Raw genomic sequence first — 25,214 nt, forward strand, 5'->3', positions numbered from 1 at the left:
CCGGGCGGCCGAGAGGACTGGGCCAGTGTAGTGACGTCTCATCTTGCGGGCCCAGGTCCGCCCGCATGGCGGACCCGGCACGGGTACGCCCCGCCGGCGGAGCGCCGGAGGGCCGGAACGGCCCGGAGCCGCGGGAATCTCGCCCCGCCGCCGACGACCTTCGCAGGCCAGGCTCCGCCGTCGTCGGCCGGGATGACGAAGATCACCCCCAGTACTGCTGGACCGTCTGGTAGCCCAGGCGGAGCACGAGCGCCCCGACGACGACGATGAAGATGACGCGGACGAACCCGCTCCCCTTCGCCACGGCCATGCGGGCCCCGATGTAGCCGCCCACGAGGTTCGCGGCCCCGACGGCGAGCCCGAGCGACCAGATCACGGCGCCGTGCGGGACGAAGAAGACGAGCGCGCCGGCGTTGGTGGCGAAGTTGACGATCTTCGCGATCGCGGAGGCGGGGAGGAACGCGTAGCCGAGGACCCCGACCAGGGAGATGACGAGGAAGCTCCCGGTGCCCGGGCCGAGCAGGCCGTCGTAGGCGCCGATGAGCAACCCCAGCCCCAGCGCGGCCCCCACGTGCCGGTTGCCCTCCCAACGCAGCACGGTGGTGCGGCCGACGGAGGGCCGCGCCAGCGTCCAGGTGGCGACGGCGACGCACGCCACGAGGATGATCGGCGTGAACGCCTCGGCCGGGATACGGCTGGCGACGGCGGCCCCGGCGATCGCCGCGACGAAGGCCGCGACGGCCATCGGGGCGGCGGTGCGCAGGTCCGGGCCGACCCGCCGGTAGTACGTCAGGGCGCTGATCGAGGTGCCCATGATGGAGCCGACCTTGTTGGTGGCGAGCGCCTGGACGGGCGCGATGCCCGGGACGAGCAGCAGGGCCGGCAGCTGGATGAGGCCGCCGCCGCCGACCACCGCGTCGACCCAGCCGGCGGTCAGCCCGGCGAGCACCAGCAGGATGATGGTCAGGGCGTCGATCTCGAGCACGTGGGCCATCCCACCATGCCGACGCGGTCGCCGATGACCGCCGTCCGGTTTCCGGGGTCAGGCCTCGATGCGCCGGCGGCCCTCGAACGCGCGGCCCAGCGTCACCTCGTCGGCGTACTCCAGGTCGCCGCCGACGGGCAGCCCGGAGGCGAGCCTGGACACGGGGATGTCCATGCCCCGCAGCATGCGCGCGAGATAGGTGGCGGTCGCCTCGCCCTCGATGTTGGGGTCGGTGGCGAGGATGACCTCCTCGACGGCACCGTCGGCGAGCCGGCTCATCAGCTCGCGGATGCGCAGGTCGTCCGGGCCCACGCCGTCGATCGGGTTGATGGCGCCGCCGAGCACGTGGTACTTGCCGCGGAACTCGCGGGTGCGCTCGATAGCGACGACGTCCTTGGCCTCCTCCACCACGCACAGCACGGCGGGGTTGCGGCGCGGGTCGGTGCAGATGCGGCACTGGGCGTGCTCGGAGACGTTGCCGCAGATCTCGCAGAAGCGGACCCGGGCCTTGACCTCGGTGAGCGCGTGCGCGAGCCGGCCGACGTCCTCGGCGTCGGCCGAGAGGATGTGGAACGCGATGCGCTGCGCGCTCTTCGGGCCGACGCCGGGCAGCCGGCCGAGCTCGTCTATCAGGTCCTGGACCGCACCTTCGTACACGCGTACCAGCCTACGGCGCGGCCGGGCCGTCGGCGGACACGGTGATCTCCTCGATCACGGTGCCGCCGAGAACCTGCGCCACGAGGGGCGCCCCGACCATGCCCGATCCCTCGGCGTCGGGGTCGTCGCGGGACGGGGTGTCGTCGGCGAGGGCGACGGTAGGCCGGTGGACACGCTCCGGCGCGGGCCGTACGGACGCCTCCGGAGCCGACGGCGCCGAGCGGACGTACCCCGGCTCGCCCGGGTCGTCGTCCACGGGCTCGGGCGGCAGCGGGTAGTCCGGCTCACCCGGGCCCGCGGGGACCGCCGCGGCTGTCACCCCCGTCGGGGCCGAGGCGGCGGAGCCTGCGGTCGGGCCGACGGCGGAGCCGGGCGCAGCAGAGCCGGGGTCCGCGGGGCCGGGGCCTGCCGGGCCGGGGCCTGTCTGGTTCGGGCGCGCCGTGCCGTGAACCGCGGAGCCTCGACCTGCGGCGGCGGGCGCCGCCGTGCCGGGGCGTGGGGCGCCGGCCACGGGGGCCCCGGCGTACCGGGTGGCCGGACCGGTCGTCGTCGCCTGTGCCGGGGCGGGGCTCGCCCAGCTGCTGCGGGCGTCGGCCACCGCGCTGGACGGCGTGGGTGCGCTCACCGGCGTGCCCCCCGCGGGGGCGGGACCCGCCGAGGGCCGTGACTGGCCACCGCCGGGCCCGCCGTCGTCGACGACGCCCTCCACGCGGAGCTGCACGCCGAGGGTCTCGACGAGGGCGCGCTGGACGAACTCGGCGTGGGGTCCGCTGCGGAACGTGCTCGCGAGACCGGGCGTGCTGAAGATGAGGCGCAGGGCGCCGTTGGCCACCGGGCCGGGCTGGGCGTTCTGCTTCACGAGCGCCCACGTGGAGCGCTTCAGCCGAGCCAGCATGTCGATGACCTCGGGCCAGCGGTGCCGGATCATCTCGGCGTCCGCCCCCGCCTCGGGCGCGGGCGGGGCTGCCGCTGCGCGAGGCGCGGCAGGCCGATCGGCCGGCGGTGGCGTCTCCCGCCCGGCCGGCGCGCCCTGGGCTGCGGGCGCGCTCGGCGCTCCCGGCCCGGCCTGCGCGCCCGGCGCGTTCTCGTGCGGGCGAGCCGCGTGGTCCTCCGGCGCTTCCTGCGACGCCGATACCGCAGACGACGCCGGAGCGACCTCTCCCGCCGGCTCCCCCACCGGCCCGGCGGCCACCGGGGCGGTCTGCGGCTCGGGCGCCTGCGCGACAGGCGTCTGGGCCGCAGGGGTCGGCTGAGGCACCGGCGTCTGCTCGGCGGGCGTGGCCGGGGGCGCGGGCACGCTCTGCGCAGCGGCCGGCGGCGCCGGGGCGACCTGTGGCGGGGTGACCGGTGCGGCGACCTCCCGGATCGGCCGCGGCGCGGCGGGCGGCAGGCTGGTTCCGCCGTCGACGAGCTGGCGCTCGAGACGGTCGAGGCGGGCCCCGTAGCCGGCGTCGCCCCCGTCGGCACCCGGCAGCAGGAGGCGGGCGCAGAGCAGCTCGAGCTGCAGGCGCGGGGAGGTGGCGCCGCTCATCTCGGTGAGGGCGTCGTTGACGAGGTCGGCGGAACGGGAGAGCTGCGCGGGCCCGAGGTGGCGCGCCTGGGCACGCATCCGCTCGAGCTGGTCCGCGGGCACGCCTCGCAGCGCGGCGGCGGCGTGGTCGCCGGCCATGGCGATGACCACGAGGTCACGCACACGCTGGAGCAGGTCCTCGACGAAACGCCGCGGGTCGTGACCGGTCTCGATGACGCGGTCGACCACCCGGAACAGGCTCGCGCCGTCACGGGCGGCGAGGGAGTCCACGACGTCGTCGAGCAACGCCGAGTCGGTGTAGCCGAGCAGCGCCACGGCCCGCTCGTAGTCGAGGCCCGTGTCCTGCGCGCCGGCGATGAGCTGGTCGAGCACCGAGAGGGTGTCTCGGACGGAGCCGCCGCCCGCCCGCACCACCATCGGGAGCACTCCGCCGCCGACGTGGACGCCCTCGGACGCGCACAGCTGCTCGAGGTAGGTGAGCAGCTGCTCCGGCGGAACCAGCCGGAACGGGTAGTGGTGGGTGCGGGACCGGATGGTGCCGATGACCTTGTCCGGCTCCGTCGTCGCGAAGATGAACTTGATGTGGGCGGGGGGTTCCTCGACGAGCTTGAGCAGGGCGTTGAAGCCCTGCGCCGTCACCATGTGGGCCTCGTCGAGGATGAAGATCTTGTAGCGGTCCCGGGCCGGGGCGAAGCTGGCGCGCTCGCGCAGCTCGCGGGCGTCGTCGACACCGTTGTGCGAGGCCGCGTCGATCTCGACGACGTCGAGCGAGCCGGGGCCGCCGCGCGCCAGCTCGACGCAGGACGGGCAGGTGCCGCACGGGGTGTCGGTGGGGCCCTGCTCACAGTTGAGGCAGCGGGCCAGGATGCGGGCGGAGGTGGTCTTCCCGCAGCCGCGCGGGCCGGAGAAGAGGTAGGCGTGGTTGGCCCGGTCCGCGCGCAGCGCCGCCATCAGCGGTTCGGTCACGTGCTCCTGGCCGATGACCTCCTGGAAGGTCTCCGGCCGGTAGCGGCGGTACAGGGCTGTGCTCACGCACCGAGGTTAGCCGCGCGCACCCACACCTGGCACACGCCCTCGTCAGGGCTGTGCACGGCCGGCCGGGAATGTAAGGACCCCCCGTGCACCCGCCAGAGCTCACCTACCCTTGCTGCCTTCCGGCCCTGGGGGAGTTCGGCAAGATGACGCCGCACGAGGGGTCGCGAGCAAGTCTAACGGACCGTCGAGGCTGTGTGTGCACGGGTGACCAAGCCCACCTTGGCGGCCGCACCCCCGTGGTCGAGGCGCCGCGCCCTGTCGGGTATCCTCGACACTCGAAAGTCCGCCGCAAGGCGTCTTTCCCCAGGAGGATTCGCCTAGTGGCCTATGGCGCACGCTTGGAAAGCGTGTTGGGTTAACGCCCTCGGGGGTTCGAATCCCCCATCCTCCGCCGATCGAATCGGGTGCCCGCTCCGGCGGGCACCCGATTCGTCTTTCTGCCCGCGTGCGCGCCCTCGCCTCCCGCGCGCGCCCGGGCCCGTGGTCGTCGGCCGTACGAGGGTCCGGCGCCGAGCCGTCGAGCGACGCCAGGCGGAAGTACTCGGCGGCGACCAGCAGGTTGTCGACCCAGCGGGACGGGTGGGTGGAGCGACCCACCCACGGTCCCCCCGGTTCGCCCGTCGACGACACGCCGCCGCGCGCTCCCGTGACCTACTTCACCGCCGCGGATCCGGCGTCTTTCCGGGCCTGCCGCGAACCCGCCGTCCACAGTCCGTGATCTAAACGTGACATTGGCGGTATCGACGCGCTAACGTCTGCATCGCTTCACGAACCCTCCTCGTGGAGTCTCCGGGCGGGATGCCGAACCCTGCCGCCGCCCGGGGTCGGTGCGAGATCCCGCGGCAGGGACGGGGGACCCAGTGTTCGTGGCCCGGATCTTGGTCCGGGTCTTGGGGTGAAGTGCGTGGCCGGTCCTTCGGGGCCGGGTGCGTGCCGGGCGTTCTCCCGCCCGAACCCGACAGCTCACCTCGTAGGCAGCCAGGAGAGGCCTTCGTCTTGACCAGCACCGCCATGACCTCCGCCGCGCGTGCGCGGCACCGCGCCGCCCGGCGCCCGTCCACCCCGCTGTCGTCCCTGGTCTCCGGTCCCACGGCCCGCCGCTCGCTGCTGACGGTGGCGTCCTCCGGGCTGGCGATCACCATGGCCGCGACCACCGCCGCGGCGGCCCCGGAGTCCGGGTCCACCCAGGCCCTGCCCCAGGTCGACGTGACCTCGCTGACCTCCGAGGCGCTCTCGGCGATGGTGACGACCCCGTCGGTGTCCGTGCCGGCGGACGTGACCTGGTCGGTGGAGGAGGTCGCCGCCGAGGCGACCCCCGCCCCCGAGCCCGAGCCCGAGCCGGCCCCGGTCGTCGAGCGTGCGTCCGCGCCGGCCCGCACGGCCGAGCGGGCCCCGCTGCCCGCGGCGGCCGCCCCCGCCGCGGCCGCGGCCCCCGCCGCCGCCCCGGCCGCGCCGGCCCCCTCGGCGTCGGCGTCGGCGATCGTGAACATCGCCCGCCAGTACGTCGGCACCCCGTACGTCTCGGGCGGGACGACCCCGGCCGGGTTCGACTGCTCGGGGTACACCCAGTACGTCTTCGCCCAGGTCGGCATCAGCCTCCCGCGCACCTCCGGGGAGCAGCGCTACGCCGGGACCGTGGTCTCCGCGGCCGAGGCCCGTCCGGGCGACCTGGTCTGGGGCCCGGGGCACGTGGGCATCTACACCGGCAACGGGCAGCACATCGCGGCCCGCAGCCCGGGCACCGCGCTGTACGAGTCCCCGATCTACATCTCCAACCCGGTCTTCATCCGCGTCGCCTGACGCACCCACCCGGGTGACCCGCGGCCCACGGCCGCCCACCGCACACGCCGGCGGCCCGCCCCCTCGAGGGGGCGGGCCGTCGCCGTCCAAGGAGAAGTCGTATCGCTCTCGTCCGACGCATTCCGCTCTCGTCCCGCCCGGCACGCCCCGACACCTCCGCCGAGGATCCTGCCGGGCCGTCTAGGATCCCTCGGGTGATGTTCAAGGCCGTCGGGGACGGGCGCCCCTACCCGGACCACGGCTTGACGACCCCGCGCGACTGGGCGGCCATCCCGCCGCGCCAGGTCCGGCTGGACCAGCTCGTGACCACCAAGAGCACCCTGGACCTGCGCTCGCTCCTCTCCTCCGACTCCACCTTCTACGGCGACCTCTTCGCGCACGTGGTGTCCTGGCGCGGGAACCTCTACCTCGAGGACGGCCTGCACCGGGCCCTGCGTGCCGCGCTGCAGCAGCGGCTCGTGCTGCACGCCCGCGTTCTCGAGCTGGACGCCGAGGGTCGCATCCGTGAGCAGGTCTGACTCCGTTACCGTTCCTCCTGTGACGGAGCGAACCACCCTCGACGACGACGCCGCCCTGCGACGTGCGGCCCGGCGCCGCCGGCTCCAGCAGCGCCAGACCGTCATCTTCGGCGGTCTGATCACCGTCCTGCTCGTCGCCGCCCTGCTCGCCGGCGCCGTCTGGTCCGGCCTGCTGCCGGCGCCGTTCACACGGGACTTCTCGCGCGAGGACAGCTCCGACGGACAGGTGCTCCAGCCGTGCCTGCCCGACGGCGCCACGGCGGTGCCGCTCGGCTCGATCACCGCGAACGTCTACAACGGCACGGACACCGCCGGCCTCGCCGCCACCACGGGCGAGGCGCTGGGTGCCGCCGGGGTGCTGGTCAACCAGCAGGCAAACTGGCCGCAGGGCACGTACGAGGGCACGGTGCAGATCGTGACGGGCCCGCTCGGGGTGACGGCCGGCTACTCGCTCGCCCGGCTGTTCCCGGACGCCGTCGTCACGCTGGACGGCCGCTCCGACGAGTCGGTCGACGTCGTGCTCGGGTCCGGCTACACCAAGATGATCAGCGCCGACGAGATCGCCGCGCTCGACCCGGAGGCGGCGCTGACGTCGCCCGAGGGCTGCACGCCCGTCTCAGCGCCCACCGAGGAGCCCGCGGAGGGCTGACCTCCTCGCGGTCAGCCCTCCGCGACGGCCGGTCCGGCGGCTCGTCAGCTCTCGCGCCGCAGCTCGCCGGGGTTCAGCTCTGCCCCTGCGGGCGCCGACGCGGGGGTCGCCGCCTCCTGGCTCGTGCCCCGGGCGCGGGAGATCTGCCGCATGAGGTGGTAGACGACGATCGCCGCGGCGGACCCCATCGCGATGCCCTCGAAACGCATCTCGCCTACCACCCAGGTGTAGTTGGCGATGCCCAGGATGAGGGCGACAGCCGCTGTGTTGAGGTTGACGGGGTCGGAGAAGTCGACGCGGTTCTGCACCCAGATCCGCACGCCGAGCATGCCGATCATCCCGTAGAGGACGGTCGCCGCCCCGCCGAGCACTCCGGCCGGGATCGTCGCGATCAGCTCGCCGAACTTCGGCGACATGCTCAGCAGGAACGCGACCACCGCGGCCACCAGGTAGGCGGCGGTGGAGTACACGCGGGTGGCCGCCATGACGCCGATGTTCTCGGCGTACGTCGTGGTGCCGGACCCGCCGCCCGCGCCTGCGAGCATCGTGGAGACGCCGTCGGCGAAGAGCGCCCGGCCGGTGACGTCGTCGAGATTCTCCCCCGTCATCGCCGCCACGGACTTCACGTGGCCGACGTTCTCGGCAACCAGGACGAGCACGACCGGCACGAACAGGCCCATGAGGGCCAGGTCGAACGTCGGGGTGGTGAAGTCGGGGAGCCCGACCCAGGCCGCCTCCCTCACCCCGCTGAAGTCGACCTCGCCACGCAGCTGCGCGGTGGCGTAGCCGACGAGGACGCCGAGGAGGATGGAGAGCCTGCCGAGCAGCCCCCGGAACAGCACGGTGGACAGCAGGATGGCTCCGACGGTGACGAGAGCCGTCACCGGTGCCTTCTGGACGTTGCCCCACGCCGACGGCGCGAGGTTGAAGCCGATGAGGGCCACGATGGCGCCGGTGACGGTGGGCGGCATGACGATGTCGATCCACCGCGAGCCGGCGAAGTGCACGACGAGACCGATGATCGCGAGCAGGACGCCGACGGCGACGACGCCGCCCAGCGCGGATGACCTGCCCTGCGACGCCGTAGCGGCCGTGATGGGGGCGATCAGGGCGAAGCTCGAGCCGAGGTAGCTGGGCACCCGCCCGGCCGTGACGACCAGGAACAGCACCGTGCCGACGGCGGAGAAGAACAGGGTGGTCGCCGGCGGGAACCCGGTCAGGAGCGGCACGAGGAACGTCGCGCCGAACATGGCGACCACGTGCTGCGCGCCGATGCCGATGGTGGCGGGCCAGCTCAGCCGCTCTTGCGGGGCCACCACCTCGCCGGGGCCGATGTGCCGGCCGTCCCCGTGGACCGTCCATCTGCCGAAGCCCTTGCGTGCGTTCATCGCAGCCCTCCCCGTTGTCCGTTGCGCCTGCTCCCGCATCGTCGAGGGGCCGGTTCGGGAGGACAGGCTAACGCCGATGAGCCTCGGCCCGTTCCGCGCTGTGCCATTCTGGGCGCTGGCGTGCAGGCCGGGCCACGAGGGGGACGGATGAGCTGGGGCGAGAACCAGCACGGCGGCGCCGCGGGCGCCCCGCGGCCGGACAACCCGTTCGCCTCGCCCTCCGCACGGCCGGCCCCTCCACCGCGGGCCTTCCTGCCCGACTACGCGGCCGCGCCGCTCCCGGGCGCCGGACCGTCGCCCTACATGACCTCTCCCGGGCCCGAAACGTCCATGGACGACGGCGCACCCGTCGCCTTCCCGGGCAGCGAGCTCGTGGACCGCGGCGCGGTCCTCGCCGGGCCCGGCTACACCTCGGCCGTGGTACGCAACGACCCCCTCGCCGTCGCCGCCCTGATCCTCGGGGTGCTCGCGGTGGTTCCCGGGCTGGGGGTGGCCGCCGTGGTGTGCGGGCACCTCGCGCTGCGGCGCCTCGCCGACGGCTACGCGGGCGGCCGCGGGCTGGCCGTGGCGGGCCTCGTGCTCGGCTACGTGCTCACGGCCCTGTGGGTGCTGCTCGTGCTCGCCGTCTGGGGTGTGCGGGACCTCTTCGCAGCCTGAGGCTCGCCTGTCAGCCGATGAGGACGCCGGCGATGGCGGCGCTCATGAGGTTGCCGAGCGTGCCGGCGAGCACGGCAAGCATGCCCAGCCGTGCGATGTCGGAACGCCGGTCCGGGGCGATGCCACCGAGGCCGCCGATGAGGATCGCGAGCGAGCCGAGGTTCGCGAAGCCGGTGAGGGCGAACGTGACGATCGCCTGGGTCTTCGCGGAGAAGTCCTCGGCGCGGGGCGCGAAGTCGGAGAAGGCGACGAACTCGTTGAGGACCACCTTCTGCCCCAGGAAGCTGCCCGCGTCGACCGCCTCGTTCCACGGCACCCCGACGACGAACATGATCGGGGCGAAGACGTACCCGAGCAGCTGCTGGATCGTCAGCTCGACGCCGAAGAGGCCGCCGACGGCGCCGAGGACGAGGTTCGCCAGCGCGATGAGGGCGATGAAGGCCAGCAGCATCGCGCCCACGTTGAGGGCGAGGCTCAGCCCGTCCGACGCGCCCTTCGCCGCAGCGTCGATGACGTTCGTGGGGCCGTCGTCCTCGTCGTCGGGACCGGCGTCGTCGGTCTCGGGGCCGCTGCCGGGCGTTGCGGTGTCGGTCATGACCGTCCGCCTCTCGCGGGCGGGGCGGCCGCGGTCGGTCGGGCCGAGGTCGTCGCCGTCACCGCCGTCGGCGTCGGCGTCGGACCACCGGGCATCGTCACCCGAGACCGTGCCCGCGCGGTCCTGAGCGCCCCGACGGCGGGCAAGCTCCGCCGTCGCCGCCGAGGAGGCCCCACGGCTGCCGCCGGCGACGAACCGGGCCACGAGCCCGCCCCTGGCGCCCCTGGCGCCCCTGGCGCCCCTGCGAGAATCCGCGTCGGCGGCGGTCGCGGCACGACGCTCGACGGACCCGGAAGCCGCGGCCTCCACCGCCGGTCCGTCGTCCTCGAGCGCCCCCGCCGGGACGAGGATCTTGGCCATCATCAGCGCGGCCGGCGCCGCCATGAAGCTGGCGGCGATGAGGTAGTCGAGGTTGGCGCCCAGAAGGGAGTAGCCCACGAGCACCGACCCCGCGACCGTGGTGAGTCCGCCGGCCATGACGGCGAACAGCTCGGAGCGCGTCATGCCCGAGATGTAGGGCCGGATGACCAGGGGTGCCTCGGTCTGCCCGACGAAGATGTTCGCGGCCGCGTTCATCGACTCCGGCCGGGTGGTGCCGAGGAGCTTCGCGAGTCCGCCGCCGATGATCTTCACGACCCACTGCAGGATCCCGAGGTGGTAGAGCACCGCGGTGAGCGACGCGAAGAAGACGATGACCGGCAGCACCTGGAAGGCGAACACGGATCCCTCGTCGGGCAGGATCGGGCCGAAGAGGAAGTCGATGCCGGCGCGCGAGGAGTTGATGACCGCCTGGACGGCCTGCGTCATCGCCCCCAGGACGGTCTTGCCGACCGGGACGTAGAGGACCAGCACGCCGAAGATCACCTGGATCGCCAGCGCCAGCCCGACCGTCCGCACGCTGATCCGCCGGCGGTCGGCCGAGAAGAGGACCGCGATGGCGAGGATCACCACCATGCCGCCCAGACCCCAGAGAACGTTCACGTCTCCTCCTCCGCCACGTACGGACCGAAACGCCCACGGTGGCAGAGCCTGGCGCAGGCCGCGCGCCGGGAGGGGGCCGCGCGGCAGCGGTCGTCCAGAACCTTAGGATCGCTGCGTGAAGCCCTTCCTGCTCGTGGCCACCCGCCCCGAGGACGCCGCCGCCGACAGCGAGTACGAGGCGTTCCTGCGCTACGGCGGCCTGACCGAGGACCAGCTCGTCCGGATCCGCCTCGAGTCGACCCCGCTGCCGCCGCTGGACCTCGACGACTGGTCGGGGATCATGCTGGGCGGCAGCCCGTTCACCAGCTCCATCCCGGAGGAGCACAAGTCCGACACCCAGCTGCGGGTGGAGCACGAGCTCGGGCGCCTTCTCGAGGTGCTCATTCCCGCCGACTACCCGTTCCTGGGAGCCTGCTACGGCGTCGGCACGCTGGCCCGGCACCTCGGGGCGACGCTCGACGGCACGTACTCGGAGCCGATCTCCGCCGCCACGATCGAGGTCACCGCGGAGGGCGCGGCCGACCCCCTGCTCGAGGGCTTCCCGGACAGCTTCCAGGCCTTCGTCGGTCACAAGGAGGCGGCCAGCCACCTTCCCGACGGCGCCGTCCTCCTCGCCCGCGGCGAGGCCTGCCCCGTGCAGATGTTCCGGGTGCGGACCAACCTCTACGGCACGCAGTTCCACCCGGAGCTCGACGTCCACGGCATCCTCGAGCGCATCCGGATCTACCGCGACGCCGGGTACTTCGACCCGGCCGAGCAGGCGCAGGTGGAGGCGTCCGTGCGGGACGTCGAGATCACCGTCCCGCAGCGGATCCTCGCCAACTTCGTCAACCGGTACGCGCGGGACTGACCGGGCCGCCATCGGCGGCGGCCCTCCGCGCCCCTCAGCCGGGCCTGGGCGATTCGTCCGTATCCTGACCCGCCCCGCGACGCCGTCGGGGCGCCCGGCATCATCGGCGCCCATGACGACGCACACGGCAGGCACGACCTCCGGCCCGAACGCCGAGGACCGCAGCGCACGCGTCGCGGTGACGCTGTTCCCACTCCTGATCCTGGCGGGCGCGGGGATCGCGTTCCTCAGGCCCGGAACATTCACGCCGCTGGGCGACGCGATCAACCCGCTCCTCGGCGTGATCATGTTCGGGATGGGGCTGACCCTCACGCTGCCGGACTTCCGGCTCGTGGTCACGCGCCCCGTGCCCGTGCTGCTCGGCGTGGTCGCCCAGTACTCGATCATGCCGCTGCTCGGGCTCGGTGTGTCCTGGGTGCTGCAGCTGCCGCCGGAGCTGGCCGCCGGCGTGATCCTCGTGGGCTGCGCGCCGGGCGGGACGGCGTCGAACGTCGTGACGTACCTGGCCAAGGGCGACACCGCGCTGTCCGTGACGATGACGTCCGTCTCGACGCTGCTGGCCCCGCTCCTGACCCCGGTGCTCACGCTGTGGCTCGCCGGGCAGTACATGCCCGTCGACGGCGTCGGCATGGCGAAGTCCATCCTGCAGATCGTTCTCGTCCCGGTGGCGCTGGGCCTGGTGGTGCGCGCGCTGCTCCCGCGCGTGGTGACCCGTGCGCTGCCGGTGCTGCCGTGGATCTCGGTGATCGCGATCACTCTCGTGGTCGTCGCGGTCGTCTCCCGCAGCGCGGACAAGATCGTCGAGGCGGGCCTGCTCGTCCTCGCGGCCGTCGTGCTGCACAACTGCCTCGGGTACGCGATCGGCTACGGCTTCGCCGCGGTGACGAAGCAGCCCGAGCGGGTGCGGCGCACGGTCGCCGTCGAGGTCGGCATGCAGAACTCGGGGCTCGCGGCCGGCCTGGCCGCCACCTACTTCGGCCCGCTCGCCGCGCTACCGGGTGCCGTCTTCTCGGTGTGGCACAACGTCTCCGGCGCGATCCTGGCGGCCGTGCTCCGGCGTCGTCCGCTCGCCCCCGAGCCGGCGCGCGCCACCGAGGCCGTCGCCTCCTGAGGGAGCCGATCCGCACGTGCGCCGGGCGATGCGCACGCGAGCGGTGTCCGTTCTGTGTCAGTCTTTGGCGATGACCGACCTCCCACGCCTGGCCGTGCGCCGGACGGTGTCGACGACGCTTCCGACGGAGCACGGGACCTTCTCGATGCACGGGTACGACGGCGCCGGCGGCCTGGGCCACGTCGCACTGGTGATGGGCGACATCGCCGGCGAGGGCGTGGACGACGTCGCACCGCTCGTCCGCGTGCACTCCGAGTGCCTCACGGGTGACGCGTTCGGCTCCCGCCGCTGCGACTGCGGCGAGCAGCTGGACGCGGCGCTGGCCGCGATCGCCCGCGAGGGCCGCGGTGCCGTCGTGTACGTGCGCGGCCACGAGGGGCGCGGCATCGGCCTCCTGGCGAAGCTGCAGGCGTACGCCCTTCAGGACGCCGGCCTGGACACGGTGGACGCCAACCTCGAGCTGGGGCTGCCCGCCGACGCGCGCACGTACGACGAGGTGGCCGACATCCTCCACGACCTCGGCGCCACGCGGGTGCGCCTGATGTCCGCCAACCCCGAGAAGGCGGAGCGGCTGGGCGAGCTGGGCATCGAGGTGGTGGCCCGGCAGATGCTGCCCGTCGCCGACCGGCCGGAGAACGCCTTCTACCTGGAGACCAAGCGGCGCCGCATGCGCCACGACTCGGTCGGCGCCGTGCCCGACGCGTGGTCGGAGCTCGTGGCGGGGCGCGTGCCGGAGCACGGCGTCGCGGGCACGGACTCGGCGCTGCTCGACCGTTACGGGCCGCTGGTGGCGGCCGGGAGCGAGCTCGTGGTCGGCCAGCTGGCGCAGAGCCTGGACGGCTTCATCGCGGCGCGCTCCGGGGACGCCGAGTACGTCAGCGGCGAGCAGGACCGCGAGCACCTGCACCGCCTGCGCGCACTGGTCGACGCCGTCGTGATCGGCGTGCAGAGCATCGTCGCCGACAACTCGCGCCTGACCGTGCGGGCGGTGCCGGGCACCTCGCCGGTGCGGGTGGTGCTCGACCCGAGCGCCCGGGCGCCGCGGAGCTCCCACGTCCTGACGACGGGCGACGCGCCGACCCTGTGGGTCGTCGGCCCCGACGCCGCCGCGCCGGAGGTGGCCACCCACGTCAGCGTGCTGCGGCTCCCGGTGGGACCGTCCGGCTTCGAGCCCGCGGTCGTGCTCGCCGCGCTGCGCGAGCGCGGGCTGGGGCGGGTGCTCGTGGAGGGCGGGGGGCGCATCGTCTCGGCGTTCCTCGCGGCCGGGCTTCTGGACCGCCTGTTCCTCACCGTGGCGCCGCTGCTCATCGGCGACGGCGTCCCCGGCATCCGGTTCGACGGCTCTGACCGCCTCGCGGACGCGCTGTCGGCGCCGGTGCGGCGCTTCGTGCTCGGCGACGACATCTGCACCGAGCTCAACCTCGCGGCCGTGCGCGCCTGAGCGAGACCTGACCGGGACGGCGCTGGTCGTCGAGCAGCTGGCCGACGATCGCTGCGGTGACGTCCCAGCCGGGCAGCCGGGCGCGTCGGTCCTGGGCCGTGCGGCGCCAGGTGCTGCGCAGGGCCGGGTCCGTGAGCCACCGCCGCAGCACCCTCGCCAGGGTGTGGGGGTCCCCGGTGGGCACCGCCGTCCCGGGGATCCCCGGAGCGGGGACCACCACCCCGGACGGTTCGCCCGCACCGCCGTCCGGGGCGCCGCGGGTCAGGGCCTCGACCGCGCCCGTACCCGCGCCCACCACGGCCGGCACGCCGTGTGCGAGCGCCTCGAGGACCACCATGCCGAACGTCTCCGTGCGGGAGGTGAGCACCAGCAGGTCGGCCGCCGCCCACTGCTCCTCCAGCGCGTCGCCCATCAGCGCCCCGGCGAACCTCACTCTGTCTCCCAGCGCATCGGCCGCGCGCCGGACGGTGCCCGCGTAGTCGGGGTCGACGTCGTGGGAGCCGACGAGGACGGCCGTCCACGCGAGGTCCTGCACCTCCGCGAGCGCGCGCACGAGAGTCAGCGGGTCCTTGGTGGGAGTGAGGTTCGCGACGGCGAGGATGCGCGGCGGCGCCGAGCCTCGGGCGGGGGCGGCCCGGCGTACGCCCGGCCGGGCCACGCGCACGTCGGTCAGGCCGTGACGGGCGGCGAGGTCCTGGGCCGCCGTGCTGCTGGTCGCGACGACGGTCGACGCCGCCCGCAGCGCCCGTCCCTCGGCCTCCTCGCGGCGCGCGGCGACGGCGGGCGGGAGACCTACCTCGTCGGCGGTCGCCATGTGCACCAGCACGACGACGCGGTGCCCGGCCGCCACCGCCTCCGCCACGGGTCCGGGTGCCCCGCTCGCGACGATGCCGTCGACCAGGCAGACCGGGTGGGCTGCGAGTGCCTCGGCGAGGCGGTCGAGGTCGGGGCCGGCCGGGTCGGGCCAGGACCCGGGCAGGGCATGGACGACGACGCCGGTGCCACCCGCCCGCAGGGCCGCCACCAGCTCGCGGTTGTAGGTGTTGCCGCCGCTCGGGCCGGTGCGGTCCCACGTCACGAAGCCGAGGTGACCGGCGCCCGGCCCCGCGTCCGCCGTCGCCCGGCCGGCCGTCCCGTCCGCGGGCTTCCCTCCCGCCGTCGCCCGGCCCGCCGTCCCGTCCGCCATCGCGCTGTCGTCCTGGTCAGAGCTCGCGGGTGTAGGTGGCCCAGGCGTCGGGGTGCTCGCGCAGGGTGACGTCCAGCCCGGCGTAGAGGCCGGCGGGCAGCCGGTCCGCCACGCGGTCGGCGACGAGCTTCGCCAGCGCCTCCGTGGTGGTCAGCGTCCCGGCGAGCTCGGGGTGCTCGTCGAGGTTGGTGTAGTCGAGGTCCGCGAGGGCGTCCTTGAGGAGCGTCGTCGCCTCGCCGATGTCGATGACGATGCCCTCCTCCCCCAGCTCCGCCCGCCGGATCGTCAGCTCGACGACGTAGGTAGCGCCGTGGAGGGCCTGCGCAGGCCCGAACGCAGGGTGCGGCAGGGAGTGGGCGATCATCATGCGGTCACGGACGGTCAGGGCGAACATCAGGCTCCTTCGGGGTAGACGACGACGTGGCACAACGGGGATCCCTCCCCGGCGTAGAGGCGCTCCATCGCGGCCGGGAGGTCGGCGAGGTCGGAGCGGCTGGTGAGGAACGCGTCGAACGCGGGGTCGGCGAGCTGGCGCATCGCGAGATCCAGGCGGTCCGCCGTCGTCCGCCGGGCACGGCGGGCGGCGGCGACGGCGCCGACCTGGCTGGCACGGACGCTCAGCCTGCGGGAGTGGAACGGGCCGCCGAGCGGCACGCGCGGAGCCCGGGTGCCGTACCAGGACATCTCGATCAGCTCGCCCTCGTCGCCGAGCAGCTCCAGCCCCCGGGCCAGGCCCTGCTCGGACGCCGAGCAGTGGATGACGAGGTCGCACTCGCCGGCGGCGTCGTCGGGACGGACCCAGTCCACCCCGAGCGCCTGCGCCAGCCGCTCGCGGGCGGGGTCGACGTCGACAAGCTGCAGCCGGTCCAGGGGGAAGGCGCGCAGCAGCGCCGCCACCGCGCCGCCCACCATGCCGGCCCCGACGACGGCGACCCGGTCGCCGAGGCGCGGGGCGGCGTCCCACAGCGCGTTGACGGCGGTCTCCACGGTGCCGGCGAGGACGGCGCGGTCGGAGGGGACGTCGTTGGGAACGAGGGTGAGCGCGTTCACCGGGACGACGTACCGGTCCTGGTGGGGGTACAGGCAGAACACGCGGCGGCCGACGAGCTCCTCGGGCCCCTTCTCGACCACGCCCACCGAGAGGTAGCCGTACTTCACCGCACCCGGCAGGTACCCCTCCTGGAACGGCGCCCGCATTCTGTCGGCCACCTCGGCCGGGACGGCGCCGCCGTGCACGAGCATCTCCGTGCCACGGCTGATGCCGGAGTGCAGCGTGCGCACGAGGGCCTCGCCCTCCCCCGGTTCGCGGCCCGGCTCGGTGCGCAGCTCGCCGTGGCGTGGCGATGTCGTCCAGTAGGCGGTCCACATGCTCTCGATTCTGTCGTGGACCGGCCGAAGCGCACGTGCAACGCGAGCGACGGCGCGGGGCCGGCCATACGCTCGGACGATGGGCAGACACACGGCAGAACTTCAGATGCGGGACCACTTCGCCCGTACGGACCTGCGCGCGGGCCAGGCCGAGCTCACGTGGCACCTGCTGATCGAGGACCCCGAGGTCGTCCGGACGCTGGCCCGGTGGCGCGGCTCCCTGGCCGGGGCGGAGCATCTGGCCCCGGTGGCGGACGAGGGTCTCCACCTGACCATGCAGGTTGTGGGCCTTCTGGACGCGCTGCCGGCGGACGCTCCGGCACGGGTGGCGTCGGCGGTGCGGGACCGACTGCGCGGCCTGGGGCCGGTCACGGTGGAGCTGACCCGGCCGGAGGTGGTCGAGGACGGCGTGGTGGTCGGGGTGCGCGACGACACCGCGCTGCAGCAGCTGCGGGCCGCGATCCGTGCCGGCGTCGCCGACGCCGGCCTGGAGATCTCTGACGGTGACGACTGGTGGCCGCACGTCACGCTCGCCTACTCCACCACCGAGGCGACCGGCGAATCGACGCGGGAGGCGCTCGCCGTCGCGGCGGAGGATCCGGCGGGGCCGCCGGCGCTCACCGTGCAGCGGGTCTCTCTGCTCGCACAGCGGATGGAGCCTCCCACGTACGTCTGGGACGTCCTGGACGCCGTCGAGCTCAGCGCGTAGACCGGAGGGGAGTCGGCCGGCAGACCGGGGAGGTCCGATGGGACGGATGCGGGGCGTCGTCGAGGAGCCGGCCGGGCTGCGCTACGTGCCCGACTTCCTCACGCAGGCCCAGGAGGAGTGGCTCCTCGCGCGCCTGACGGAGCTGGAGTACGGCGAGGTGCGCATGCACGGCCAGGTCGCGCGCCGCGTGGTGCGCCACTACGGCGCGAGCTACCACTTCGAGACGGGGTCGGTGACGCCCGGCGAACCGATCCCCGACTGGCTCCAGCCGGTCCGGGAACGCTGCGCCGCTCTCCTCGAGAGGCCGACGGCGGACCTGGCCGAGGCCCTGGCGACCTACTACCCGCCGGGCGCGTCGATCGGCTGGCACCGGGACGCACCGGCGTTCGGCGACGTCGTCGGGGTCTCGCTCGGCTCGCCGTCGCCCATGCGTTTCCAGCTCGGCAAGGGGGACGAGCGCCGGGTGTGGGAGCAGTGGCTCGAGCCCCGGTCGGCGTACGTGCTCGCCGGCCCGGTCCGGACGCGGTGGCAGCACCACATCCCCGCGGTGCGCGAGCCCCGCTCCTCCCTGACGTTTCGTACCCTGCGCCGCGGCTTCGCCGAACGGATGCGGAGCCCGGCGGAGGGGGGCGGGGGCGACCGGGTCGGGTGAGGGACCGGTGCCCCGTCTCCGGTGGTGTGCCCGCCGATGGCCTACGCCGAGGCCCACGAGATCTACCGAAGCCCTCATCGCTGCCTGATGCCCGGCTACTTCGGATCGCCTGTCCCGCCGCACGACTTCCGTCGCACGGCCTGCCCCGGTGACCGCCTTCCCTCGGCTCTTTCCGATCGCCTGTCGGTGGCAGCTACCGTGGAGGACCCCGCCTCAGCCCGCAGCCATCTCTACCGAGGACGCCCATGAACCTGCATGACGACCTGCTCGGCGTGCGCGCCGTCGCCTTCGACGTTGACGGCACACTCGCCGGCGGCGACCACCGCGTGAGCCCGCGGACGCTGCAGGCGCTGGCCGACCTCAGGGCAGCGGGCGTCGAGCCGATCATCGTGACGGGCCGGATCGTCGGATCGGCCACCGCCATCCTCGCGGACGCCGGGATCGACGGTTACGCGGTGGCGTCCAACGGGGCGGTCGCCGTCGACACCCGGGACCCGGATCCCCTCCATGCCGCCGTCATGGATCCCGACGAGGCACAGGCCGTCGTCGCCTTCTGCGAGGGCCGGGCGGTGGAGCCGTCGCTGTTCACGGTCGACACCATGGTCGTCGAGGAGGGCAGCGTGGTGCACGACCTCCTCGTCCGCGCCGACCCCACCGCGCCGACCCGCGCCGTCCCCCCTGGGGAGCTGCCCTTCACCGCTGCGACGAAGGCATGCATCTTCGGTGAGCCCGCCACCCTCGACGCCCTCGACGGCGAGATCCGCGCCAAGTTCCCACGGATGGTCCGTTCGATGGACACGGCCTTCGAGATGAGCGCCGCAGGCGCCGACAAGTGGGTCGCGCTGAGCGCCATCCTCGAGCGGATCGGCATCCCGCCGGAGCGCTGCGCCGGGATCGGCGACGGCGAGAACGACGTCGTGTGGCTCTCTCGCGTCGGTTTCCCGGTCGCCATGGGGAACGCCCGCGAGCCGGTCCGCGAGGTGGCACGGCTCGAGATCGGCCATCACGCCGACGAGGCCGTGGCAGAACTGGTCGAGGCGTTGCTCAGGGCACGCGCCGCCGCCCGGTAGCTCGTCGCTCGGCGCGAGCCGCCCGGTAACTCGCCGCTCGGGGCGCGAGCCGCCCGATAGCTCGGCGTTCGGGGCGCGAGCCGCCCGATAGCTCGGCGTTCACCAGGGCCCCGGCCGTCTCTGGCTATGGTCGCCTCCCAGCTATGGCTCCTAGCTGGCCCCGACTGCCACCGTTTCCACAGCGGACCACCTTGTCGGGGCCGATGTCGGTGGGTCGTACTAGTGTTCGATACATGGATGCGGAGCGGGGTCGGCAGGTCGGCGGGTGGTGCTGCCCGCAGGACGGGTGGCGTGGCCCGTGCGAGCATCTGCGGGCCCTGGCAGGGCGGGCGGGCGCGGAGGAACGCGTGGCCCGGGCGCGGGAGCTGTCGACCGTGGGGCTGGCGGGGCTGGGGGTGCTGCTCGAGGCCGGGGACCCGTGGGCGCAGGAGGTGCTGGCGGACCTGATCGGCCCGGACGAGGACCCCGGCCCGGCGGCACCGACGTGCGACGGCGAGGGCGCGGCCGTGCTGGCAGGCCTGGCCCCGGCCGGGTTCACCCGCACCGGCCCCCTCCCGGACGACGACGCGGCCGCCCCGCCCCACACTCCCCCCGGCGCGGACGAGACGGACGAGACGGCCGACACGGCCGACGCAGTCGACGCCGCCCCCGACGCTGCCGGCGCCGACGCGGACGATGCAGTCGACGCGGAGGAGGTCGGGCCGGCGTGGTCGCGGGCGTTGCGGCGGCGGATGGAGACGGTGTTCGACCCGGGGGAGGACGTCTCGGTGCTCGGGGTCGGGATCGCGGCCCTGGCCGGGATGCGCGCCGGGCCCGACCTGGCCGCGGTGCTGACCGGCACGCAGACCCGCACCCTGGGGCGGGCGGCCGGGATCGAGGTCCTCGCCGCCCACCGCCGCATCGAGAGCTGGGCCGCGGGGCAGGTCGCCCGCGCCGCCGCCGGCCTGTCCGACGCGGCGACCTTCTTCGCCCACCCGGCGGTCGAGAAACCGGTGGACGTCACCGCCGAGGAGATCGCCATGCGCCTGGCCGTCTCCCGCCAGGAGGCCCGCACCCTCATCACCGTCGGGCACGGCCTGACCCGCACCTTCACCGAGACCGCCGCCGCCGTGGCCGCCGGGGTGGTGGACTACCCCAAGGCCCGGGCCATCGTGACCACCCTGGCCACCTCCCCCGTCCCCGTCGCCGTCCAGGTCGAGCACGACGTGCTGGAGGAGGCCGACGGGCGCACCGTGGCCCAGGTCCGCCGGGACCTGGCCAAGGCCCTGGTCACCGTCGACCCCGCCGACGCCCAGGCCCGTCACGCCCGCGCCCGGGCGAAACGGCACGTCAACCACACCCGGGCCCTGCCCGACGGGATGGGCTCGATCTACGCCGTCCTGCCCGCCCAGGACTGCGTCCAGGTCGACCTGACCCTGGACGCCATCGCCCACACCGCCAAGCACGACGGCGACCCCCGCACCATCGACCAGCTCCGCGCCGACGCCCTCCTCGCCCTGACCCACGCCGCCCTCCTCACCGGCCACACCGGCCCCGAACCCGCCGTGAACCGCCCCGGGTTCCGTGGAGAGTTCAGTTGTTGGCTCCGACCGGCTGGACGGAGTCGTGCTTGGCGTAGTGGTTGGCTTCGTGCTGGGTCGGGGTGAGGTAGCCGAGCGCGGAGTGGAGTCGTCGGGTGTTGTACCACTCGACCCAGGCCATGGTGGCGTACTCGACGTCGGCGATCGACCGGTAGGGGCCGGCGTGGAAGACGTCGGGCTTGATGCACTCGGTCTTGTACAGGCCGACGATCGACTCCATCAGGGCGTTGTCGTAGGCGTCGCCGACGCTGCCGATCGAGGGTGCGATGCCCTCGAGGTCGAGGTGCTCGGTGAAGCGCAGCGAGGTGTACTGGCTGCCGGCGTCGGAGTGGTGGATCAGCCCGGTGGTGACGGGGTGTCCCTGGTGGCTCCTGGCCCAGGTGGCCATGCGCAGGCAGGTCAGCACCAGGTCGGTGTGCCTGGTCGTCATCGCGTGCCAGCCGACGACGGCCTGGGAGAAGACGTCGACGGCGAAGGCGACGTAGACGAACCCGGCCCAGGTCCGCACGTAGGTGAAGTCGGCGACCCAGACCAGGTTGGGGGCCGCGGCGGTGAAGTCGCGGTTGAGCCGGTCCCCGGCCCGGCTGCCGTCCTTGCCCGGGACGGTGGTGCGGACCTTCCCCGAGCGCACCGCTCCGCGCATCCCGTGCTCGCGCATGAGCCGCTCGAGAGTGCAGCGGGCGACCGTCACGCCGCGGGCGCGCAGGGCGTGCCAGGTCTTGCGGTACCCGTACAGGCTCTCCGGGGTCGGGCGGCCGTGGGCGTCGAGGCGCAGCCGGCGCAGCTCGTGCAGGACGGTGGCGTCGGAGACGGTCCGCGCCGCGGGCCGGCGGGAGCGGTAGGCGTAGTAGGTGCTCGGGGCGATCTTGCAGCCGTGCTCGGTCAGCACGCGGCAGATCGGCTCGACCCCGAACCTGGCCCGGTTCTCGTCGATGAACCGGCAGATCACCGCTGTGGCGGGTCGAGCTCCCGCGCGAAGAAAGACGCCGCGGACTTCAGGATCTCGTTCGCCCGCCGCAGCTCGCGGTTCTCCTTCTCCAGCTCCTTGATCCGCGTCGCCTCGGCGCTGGTCACCCCGGGTCTTGCGCCGGCGTCGACCTCGGCCCGGCGCACCCACTTACGCAGCGTCTCGTGCCCGACCCCCAGCCTTTCCGCGATCGTCCTGATCGCCTCGTACTCGCTGGTGTAGTCCTGCCGGTGCTCCAGGACCATGCGCACAGCGCGCTGCTTGAGCTCCTCCGGGTACCGCTTCGTCGTCTTCGACATGAGATCGATCCTTCCAAGGAAGGAACCCTCCACGGAACCCGGGGCGGTTCACCCAGCCCGAACCCGGCATCTTCGTCTGGACCACCCCCTCCGGCCACACCTACCGCCGCGAGACCAACGGCACCACCACCCTCATCGCCATCGGCCCACCCCGTCACGCCAGTCCGGAGCCCACGCACCACGACCACGACGACCCACCGCCGTTCTAGACGGTCCGGAAGAGTCACAGCAGCACACTGATGCCAGTGCGACGCCACGCTCCCCGAGCAGAGATCTCCCGCTCGCGCCGGTGCGAAGCACGGCGGCTCCTCACCGGCACAGTCGGCCAACGGGTGGGCGTCACGAACCGGGGAATGCCATGAATCGGGTTGGCGCGGGAACCGGGGTCCGTGGCAGAAACCGAGGGCGGGACACCGAAGGAATGTGCGTCGCCCGGACGTCCGGGAAGAGGACGCACCACAGGAATGACGAAGGGCCCCGGGATCCGGGGCCCTTCGGCTGGCGGTAGCGGTGGGATTTGAACCCACGGAGGCTGTTAACCTCACACGCTTTCGAGGCGTGCTCCTTAGGCCGCTCGGACACGCTACCTCGCCGGACGATGCTACCGGTGCCGTCGTCGCCGCCCAAACTCGGCCGGAGTGCGACCGGTCACCCTCACCTGCTCAGACTCCTCGCACCGCCCGTCGGTCGTCCGTGCCGGCACTTCCCTGCCCGGCACACCGGGCGTACCGTCCGGGTCGAGGACGTCCTGCTCAAGGAGGAGACATGACGACCATCTCTGGCTACGAGTACGAGACCGTCACCACGTCGCCGGTGACGCCGGAGGAGCTCCAGCTCCTCAAGGCATCGGTGCTGTTCGGGCCGGCGGACGAGGCGGCGTTGCGTCAGGCGGGCGAGGTCCTCGCCAACCAGATCGAGGACGTGCTCGACGTCTGGTACGGCTTCATCGGGTCCCATCACCACCTGCGCGCCCAGTTCTCCGGACCGGACGGCGAGCCGGTCAGCCGGTACCTCGACGCGGTCCGCGGCAGGTTCGGGCAGTGGATCTGGGACACCTGCGAGCGCCCGTGGGACGAGCAGTGGCTGGCCTACCAGAACGAGATCGGGCTGCGGCACACCCCGTACAAGAAGAACCGCACCGACCGCGTCGAGTCGACCACCCACGTCCCGCTGCGCTACCTCATCGCCCTGATCTACCCCATCACCGCGACGGTCCGCCCCTTCCTCGAGAAGTCGGGCCGCACCGCCGACGAGGTCGACGCGATGCAGGAGTCGTGGCGGAAGGCGGTCATCCTCCAGGTCGCGCTCTGGACACGGCCGTACGCCCCCGGGCCCTGGTGAGTCCCCCCGGGCCCTGGTGAGTCCCCCGGGCCCTGGTGAGTCAGAGTCCCAGCACGTGCTCCCGCACCTCGATACCGCCCGCGAAACGCTGCAGCGAGAACGAGGCGACGTCGTCGTCCGGGGTCCGTCCCTCGGCGAGGTCGGCGAGGACGATCCCCATGAGGGCGGAGAACTTGAAGCCCTCGCCGGAGTCCCCGCACGCCAGGACCACCCCACCGGGCAGGCGGTCGATGACGAAGCGGCCGTCAGGCGACATCGTCCACGAGCACACCTGCGCGTCGAGCGCGCGCGGCGTGAGCGCGCCGAGGTCACGGCGCACCCGTTCGACGATCAGTTCCGTCAGCGTCTCCTCGGGCGTGCGGTCCTCGTCGCCGGGCACCAGGTCACGCAAGGAGCGGTCAAGGCCGAGTTTGTAGCCGACGCCCGGCGTGGCCATGGCGTACATGCCGGGCTCGTCGGCACCCGCCCCGGAAACTGCGTCGGCGCCTTCCCCTGACGCCCCGTCGGCACCAGCCACGTCATCCCGGGCGTGACGCGGTCCGTCGAACAGGCACGGCATCCCGTCCGCCGCATGCGGGTCCGCGGGGTCGCCCACGTGGACGACCTGCTCCAGCCGGGGCCGCAGCGGCAGGTCCAGTCCCAGCGTTGCCAGCAGCGGCTGCGCCCCGGGCCCAGGCGCGAGGACGACGACGTCCCCCGCGTACGTCGTCCCGTCCACGCACACGACCTCGGGTCCGTGCGGCGTCGTGCGCACCTCACGCACCTCGGCCCCGGTCACCACGGTCCCGCCCGCCGCCTCGAGCAGCCCCGCCTGGGCCCGCATCGACCCGGCAGCAAGGACAGGCCCGGCGTCGGCCTGCCAGACCGCGCGGCGACCGTCCGGGCGCAGGCCCGGGAAGTACCGTCCGACGTCGTCCGGCTCGACGAGCTCGTGAGCGACGCCCTCGGCGCCGAGCGCCTCCACCACGGCCGGGATGCTCGCGTCGTCGCGCCACAGCAGGCCGCGCCGCAGGAACACCTCGGTGCCCGAGCGGCTCGCGAGCCGCTCCATGGCCTCGACGCCACGTCGGGCGAGCCGCACGCGCACCCGGTCGGGATGGGTCAGGCGCCAGATCCGCGTCGGGCCGGAGGACGAGGAGAGCGCGTTCGCGACGCCGTACCGGTCCAGGAGGACGACATCGTGCCCGCGCCCGACCAGCTCGGCCGCCGCAGGCAGACCCCACGCTCCGGCCCCCACCACGATGCATCGCATACCGGCGAGGTTAGTCGCCGCCTGTCAGGAGCCCCACGGCCGGGTTGTCCCTCGGGCCCGCTTCGCCCGCAGGCCAGGTTTCCGCCTCCCGTCGACCTCGCCCGTCGGGCGCGGTCAGAACCCCTGGGTCAGCTCGCCCCAGGACCGCAGCAGCGGCCTAAGGTCGTCGTCGAACAGCCGCACGGCCTCACCCTCCACACGTTCGGCGTCGTCCTCGGCGAAGTCGTCCGCCGTGACGATCGTGTGGAGCAGCTCGCGCACCTGATTCTCACGGGCGAGATAGACCTGCGGCTGCTTCGACTGGTCGCCGCCGAAGCGCACGAACGCCCACCAGCCGTCGGGGAAGACGGTCGGAGGACGCCGCGCATAGGCCCACGGCACCAGCCACCCGGCCGAGTCGGTGACAGACACCCGGATCCGGCGGTGCTCGCCCGCCTCGTTGAGGATCTCCACGAGATCCTCGTCCTCGGCCGGCCAGGTCACGTCCACACCGGCGAGGTAGGAGGTCACCAGGTCACGGCCACGCGTGTAGAGGTCCTCCGGCGCCTTGCGCTCCGTGTCCATGACAGGACGGTAGGCCGACCCGCCGGAG

General features: G+C 73.7%; 23 protein-coding genes, 2 tRNA genes, 1 other RNA gene, 1 riboswitch and 1 other annotated feature. Of the genes, 13 read left to right on the forward strand and 13 right to left on the reverse strand.

Annotated elements, in window-relative coordinates; all coding sequences use genetic code 11:
* Positions 1-202: 202 nt before the first annotated feature.
* The 4 genes from ATJ97_RS08670 to ffs form a co-directional block, all read right to left on the reverse strand.
* A complete protein-coding gene (locus ATJ97_RS08670; protein WP_098483410.1) occupies positions 203-994 on the reverse strand; it encodes a TSUP family transporter in 792 nt (263 codons plus the stop codon).
* Positions 995-1,042: 48 nt separating this feature from the next.
* Entirely contained in the window at positions 1,043-1,642 is a 600-nt protein-coding gene (recR, locus tag ATJ97_RS08675; protein ID WP_098483411.1) for a recombination mediator RecR, read from the reverse strand.
* Positions 1,643-1,652: 10 nt separating this feature from the next.
* The gene (locus tag ATJ97_RS08680; RefSeq protein WP_098483412.1) at positions 1,653-4,205 is read right to left on the reverse strand and encodes a DNA polymerase III subunit gamma and tau; all 2,553 of its coding nucleotides are present in this window, start codon (positions 4,203-4,205) and stop codon (positions 1,653-1,655) included.
* Positions 4,206-4,277: 72 nt separating this feature from the next.
* Positions 4,278-4,374: signal recognition particle sRNA small type (ffs, locus tag ATJ97_RS08685), an RNA gene on the reverse strand.
* A gap of 140 nt (positions 4,375-4,514) precedes the next feature.
* Here ffs and ATJ97_RS08690 point away from each other — a divergent pair.
* The 4 genes from ATJ97_RS08690 to ATJ97_RS08705 all read left to right on the forward strand — a co-directional run bounded on the left by ATJ97_RS08690 (position 4,515) and on the right by ATJ97_RS08705 (position 7,175).
* A tRNA-Ser gene (locus tag ATJ97_RS08690) sits at positions 4,515-4,599 on the forward strand.
* A gap of 427 nt (positions 4,600-5,026) precedes the next feature.
* Positions 5,027-5,200: riboswitch (cyclic di-AMP (ydaO/yuaA leader) on the forward strand.
* Between the two features lie 4 nt (positions 5,201-5,204).
* Positions 5,205-6,008, forward strand: a complete 804-nt coding sequence (locus ATJ97_RS08695; RefSeq protein ID WP_245862230.1) for a C40 family peptidase — start codon at positions 5,205-5,207, stop codon at positions 6,006-6,008.
* Between the two features lie 194 nt (positions 6,009-6,202).
* On the forward strand, positions 6,203-6,526 hold the full coding sequence (locus tag ATJ97_RS08700) for a type II toxin-antitoxin system VapB family antitoxin (RefSeq protein ID WP_098483413.1): 324 nt from the start codon (positions 6,203-6,205) through the stop codon (positions 6,524-6,526).
* Between the two features lie 19 nt (positions 6,527-6,545).
* On the forward strand, positions 6,546-7,175 hold the full coding sequence (locus ATJ97_RS08705; protein ID WP_170037309.1) for a LytR C-terminal domain-containing protein: 630 nt from the start codon (positions 6,546-6,548) through the stop codon (positions 7,173-7,175).
* A 44-nt stretch (positions 7,176-7,219) separates the two neighbouring features.
* Here the strand turns inward: ATJ97_RS08705 and ATJ97_RS08710 are convergent, their stop codons facing one another.
* Entirely contained in the window at positions 7,220-8,563 is a 1,344-nt protein-coding gene (locus ATJ97_RS08710) for a uracil-xanthine permease family protein (protein ID WP_098483415.1), read from the reverse strand.
* Positions 8,564-8,710: 147 nt separating this feature from the next.
* Between ATJ97_RS08710 and ATJ97_RS08715 the strand changes: the two genes are divergently transcribed.
* Entirely contained in the window at positions 8,711-9,220 is a 510-nt protein-coding gene (locus tag ATJ97_RS08715) for a DUF4190 domain-containing protein (RefSeq protein WP_098483416.1), read from the forward strand.
* 10 nt (positions 9,221-9,230) lie between these two features.
* Here ATJ97_RS08715 and ATJ97_RS08720 read toward each other — a convergent pair whose 3' ends face one another.
* Positions 9,231-10,769, reverse strand: coding sequence for a nucleoside transporter C-terminal domain-containing protein (locus ATJ97_RS08720; protein ID WP_098485332.1), 1,539 nt, complete (start codon positions 10,767-10,769; stop codon positions 9,231-9,233).
* A 142-nt stretch (positions 10,770-10,911) separates the two neighbouring features.
* Here ATJ97_RS08720 and ATJ97_RS08725 point away from each other — a divergent pair, with 142 nt between their 5' ends.
* From ATJ97_RS08725 to ribA, 3 genes are all read left to right on the forward strand, one after another.
* A complete protein-coding gene (locus ATJ97_RS08725) occupies positions 10,912-11,646 on the forward strand; it encodes a glutamine amidotransferase (protein WP_098483417.1) in 735 nt (244 codons plus the stop codon).
* A 112-nt stretch (positions 11,647-11,758) separates the two neighbouring features.
* Positions 11,759-12,757, forward strand: a complete 999-nt coding sequence (locus tag ATJ97_RS08730) for a bile acid:sodium symporter family protein (RefSeq protein ID WP_098483418.1) — start codon at positions 11,759-11,761, stop codon at positions 12,755-12,757.
* Between the two features lie 70 nt (positions 12,758-12,827).
* On the forward strand, positions 12,828-14,198 hold the full coding sequence (gene ribA, locus ATJ97_RS20675) for a GTP cyclohydrolase II (RefSeq protein WP_098483419.1): 1,371 nt from the start codon (positions 12,828-12,830) through the stop codon (positions 14,196-14,198).
* Here the strand turns inward: ribA and ATJ97_RS08740 are convergent.
* The 3 genes from ATJ97_RS08740 to ATJ97_RS08750 are packed head-to-tail and all read right to left on the reverse strand — an operon-like array spanning position 14,173 to position 16,752.
* Positions 14,173-15,384 carry a glycosyltransferase family 4 protein gene (locus ATJ97_RS08740; RefSeq protein WP_098483420.1) on the reverse strand — a complete coding sequence of 404 codons (1,212 nt, stop codon included), beginning with the start codon at positions 15,382-15,384 and terminating at the stop codon, positions 14,173-14,175. The two genes, ribA and ATJ97_RS08740, sit on opposite strands and share 26 nt — an antisense overlap.
* A 16-nt stretch (positions 15,385-15,400) precedes the next feature.
* Complete coding sequence (locus ATJ97_RS08745; RefSeq protein WP_098483421.1) at positions 15,401-15,778, reverse strand: 6-pyruvoyl trahydropterin synthase family protein; 378 nt, start codon at positions 15,776-15,778, stop codon at positions 15,401-15,403.
* Complete coding sequence (locus tag ATJ97_RS08750) at positions 15,778-16,752, reverse strand: zinc-dependent alcohol dehydrogenase (RefSeq protein ID WP_098483422.1); 975 nt, start codon at positions 16,750-16,752, stop codon at positions 15,778-15,780. The genes ATJ97_RS08745 and ATJ97_RS08750 overlap by 1 nt, the downstream gene beginning before the upstream one ends.
* A 79-nt stretch (positions 16,753-16,831) precedes the next feature.
* Here ATJ97_RS08750 and ATJ97_RS08755 point away from each other — a divergent pair, with 79 nt between their 5' ends.
* The 4 genes from ATJ97_RS08755 (at position 16,832) to ATJ97_RS08770 (ending at position 20,829) form a co-directional block, all read left to right on the forward strand.
* Positions 16,832-17,461 carry a 2'-5' RNA ligase family protein gene (locus tag ATJ97_RS08755; RefSeq protein WP_170037321.1) on the forward strand — a complete coding sequence of 210 codons (630 nt, stop codon included), beginning with the start codon at positions 16,832-16,834 and terminating at the stop codon, positions 17,459-17,461.
* A 37-nt stretch (positions 17,462-17,498) separates the two neighbouring features.
* Positions 17,499-18,113: an alpha-ketoglutarate-dependent dioxygenase AlkB gene (locus ATJ97_RS08760; RefSeq protein ID WP_098483424.1), complete on the forward strand. Its 615-nt coding sequence runs from the start codon at positions 17,499-17,501 to the stop codon at positions 18,111-18,113.
* Positions 18,114-18,358: 245 nt separating this feature from the next.
* A complete protein-coding gene (locus tag ATJ97_RS08765; protein WP_098483425.1) occupies positions 18,359-19,183 on the forward strand; it encodes an HAD family hydrolase in 825 nt (274 codons plus the stop codon).
* Between the two features lie 233 nt (positions 19,184-19,416).
* On the forward strand, positions 19,417-20,829 hold the full coding sequence (locus tag ATJ97_RS08770; protein WP_143426961.1) for a DUF222 domain-containing protein: 1,413 nt from the start codon (positions 19,417-19,419) through the stop codon (positions 20,827-20,829).
* Here the strand turns inward: ATJ97_RS08770 and ATJ97_RS08775 are convergent.
* Together ATJ97_RS08775 and ATJ97_RS08780 are read right to left on the reverse strand one after the other, a co-directional pair.
* Positions 20,756-22,029, reverse strand: a protein-coding gene (locus ATJ97_RS08775; RefSeq protein ID WP_425432714.1) for an IS3 family transposase whose coding sequence is annotated in 2 segments (ribosomal slippage) — positions 20,756-21,747 and positions 21,747-22,029 — 1,275 coding nt in all. Because the reading frame shifts where the segments join, the coding sequence is not laid out codon by codon here. The two genes, ATJ97_RS08770 and ATJ97_RS08775, sit on opposite strands and share 74 nt — an antisense overlap.
* Positions 21,620-21,751 (reverse strand) — a sequence feature (AL1L pseudoknot). It overlaps the preceding gene by 132 nt.
* 499 nt (positions 22,030-22,528) lie before the next feature.
* Positions 22,529-22,617, reverse strand: a tRNA-Ser gene (locus ATJ97_RS08780).
* Positions 22,618-22,794: 177 nt separating this feature from the next.
* Between ATJ97_RS08780 and ATJ97_RS08785 the strand changes: the two genes are divergently transcribed.
* On the forward strand, positions 22,795-23,370 hold the full coding sequence (locus tag ATJ97_RS08785) for a protoglobin domain-containing protein (RefSeq protein WP_098483427.1): 576 nt from the start codon (positions 22,795-22,797) through the stop codon (positions 23,368-23,370).
* Between the two features lie 40 nt (positions 23,371-23,410).
* Here the strand turns inward: ATJ97_RS08785 and ATJ97_RS08790 are convergent, their stop codons facing one another.
* Both ATJ97_RS08790 and ATJ97_RS08795 read right to left on the reverse strand, forming a co-directional pair.
* On the reverse strand, positions 23,411-24,622 hold the full coding sequence (locus ATJ97_RS08790) for an FAD-dependent oxidoreductase (protein ID WP_098483428.1): 1,212 nt from the start codon (positions 24,620-24,622) through the stop codon (positions 23,411-23,413).
* 114 nt (positions 24,623-24,736) lie between these two features.
* Positions 24,737-25,186: a hypothetical protein gene (locus ATJ97_RS08795; RefSeq protein WP_098483429.1), complete on the reverse strand. Its 450-nt coding sequence runs from the start codon at positions 25,184-25,186 to the stop codon at positions 24,737-24,739.
* Between the last annotated feature and the right edge of the window lie 28 nt (positions 25,187-25,214).

The organism is Georgenia soli (assembly GCF_002563695.1).
Classification (GTDB): domain Bacteria; phylum Actinomycetota; class Actinomycetes; order Actinomycetales; family Actinomycetaceae; genus Georgenia; species Georgenia soli.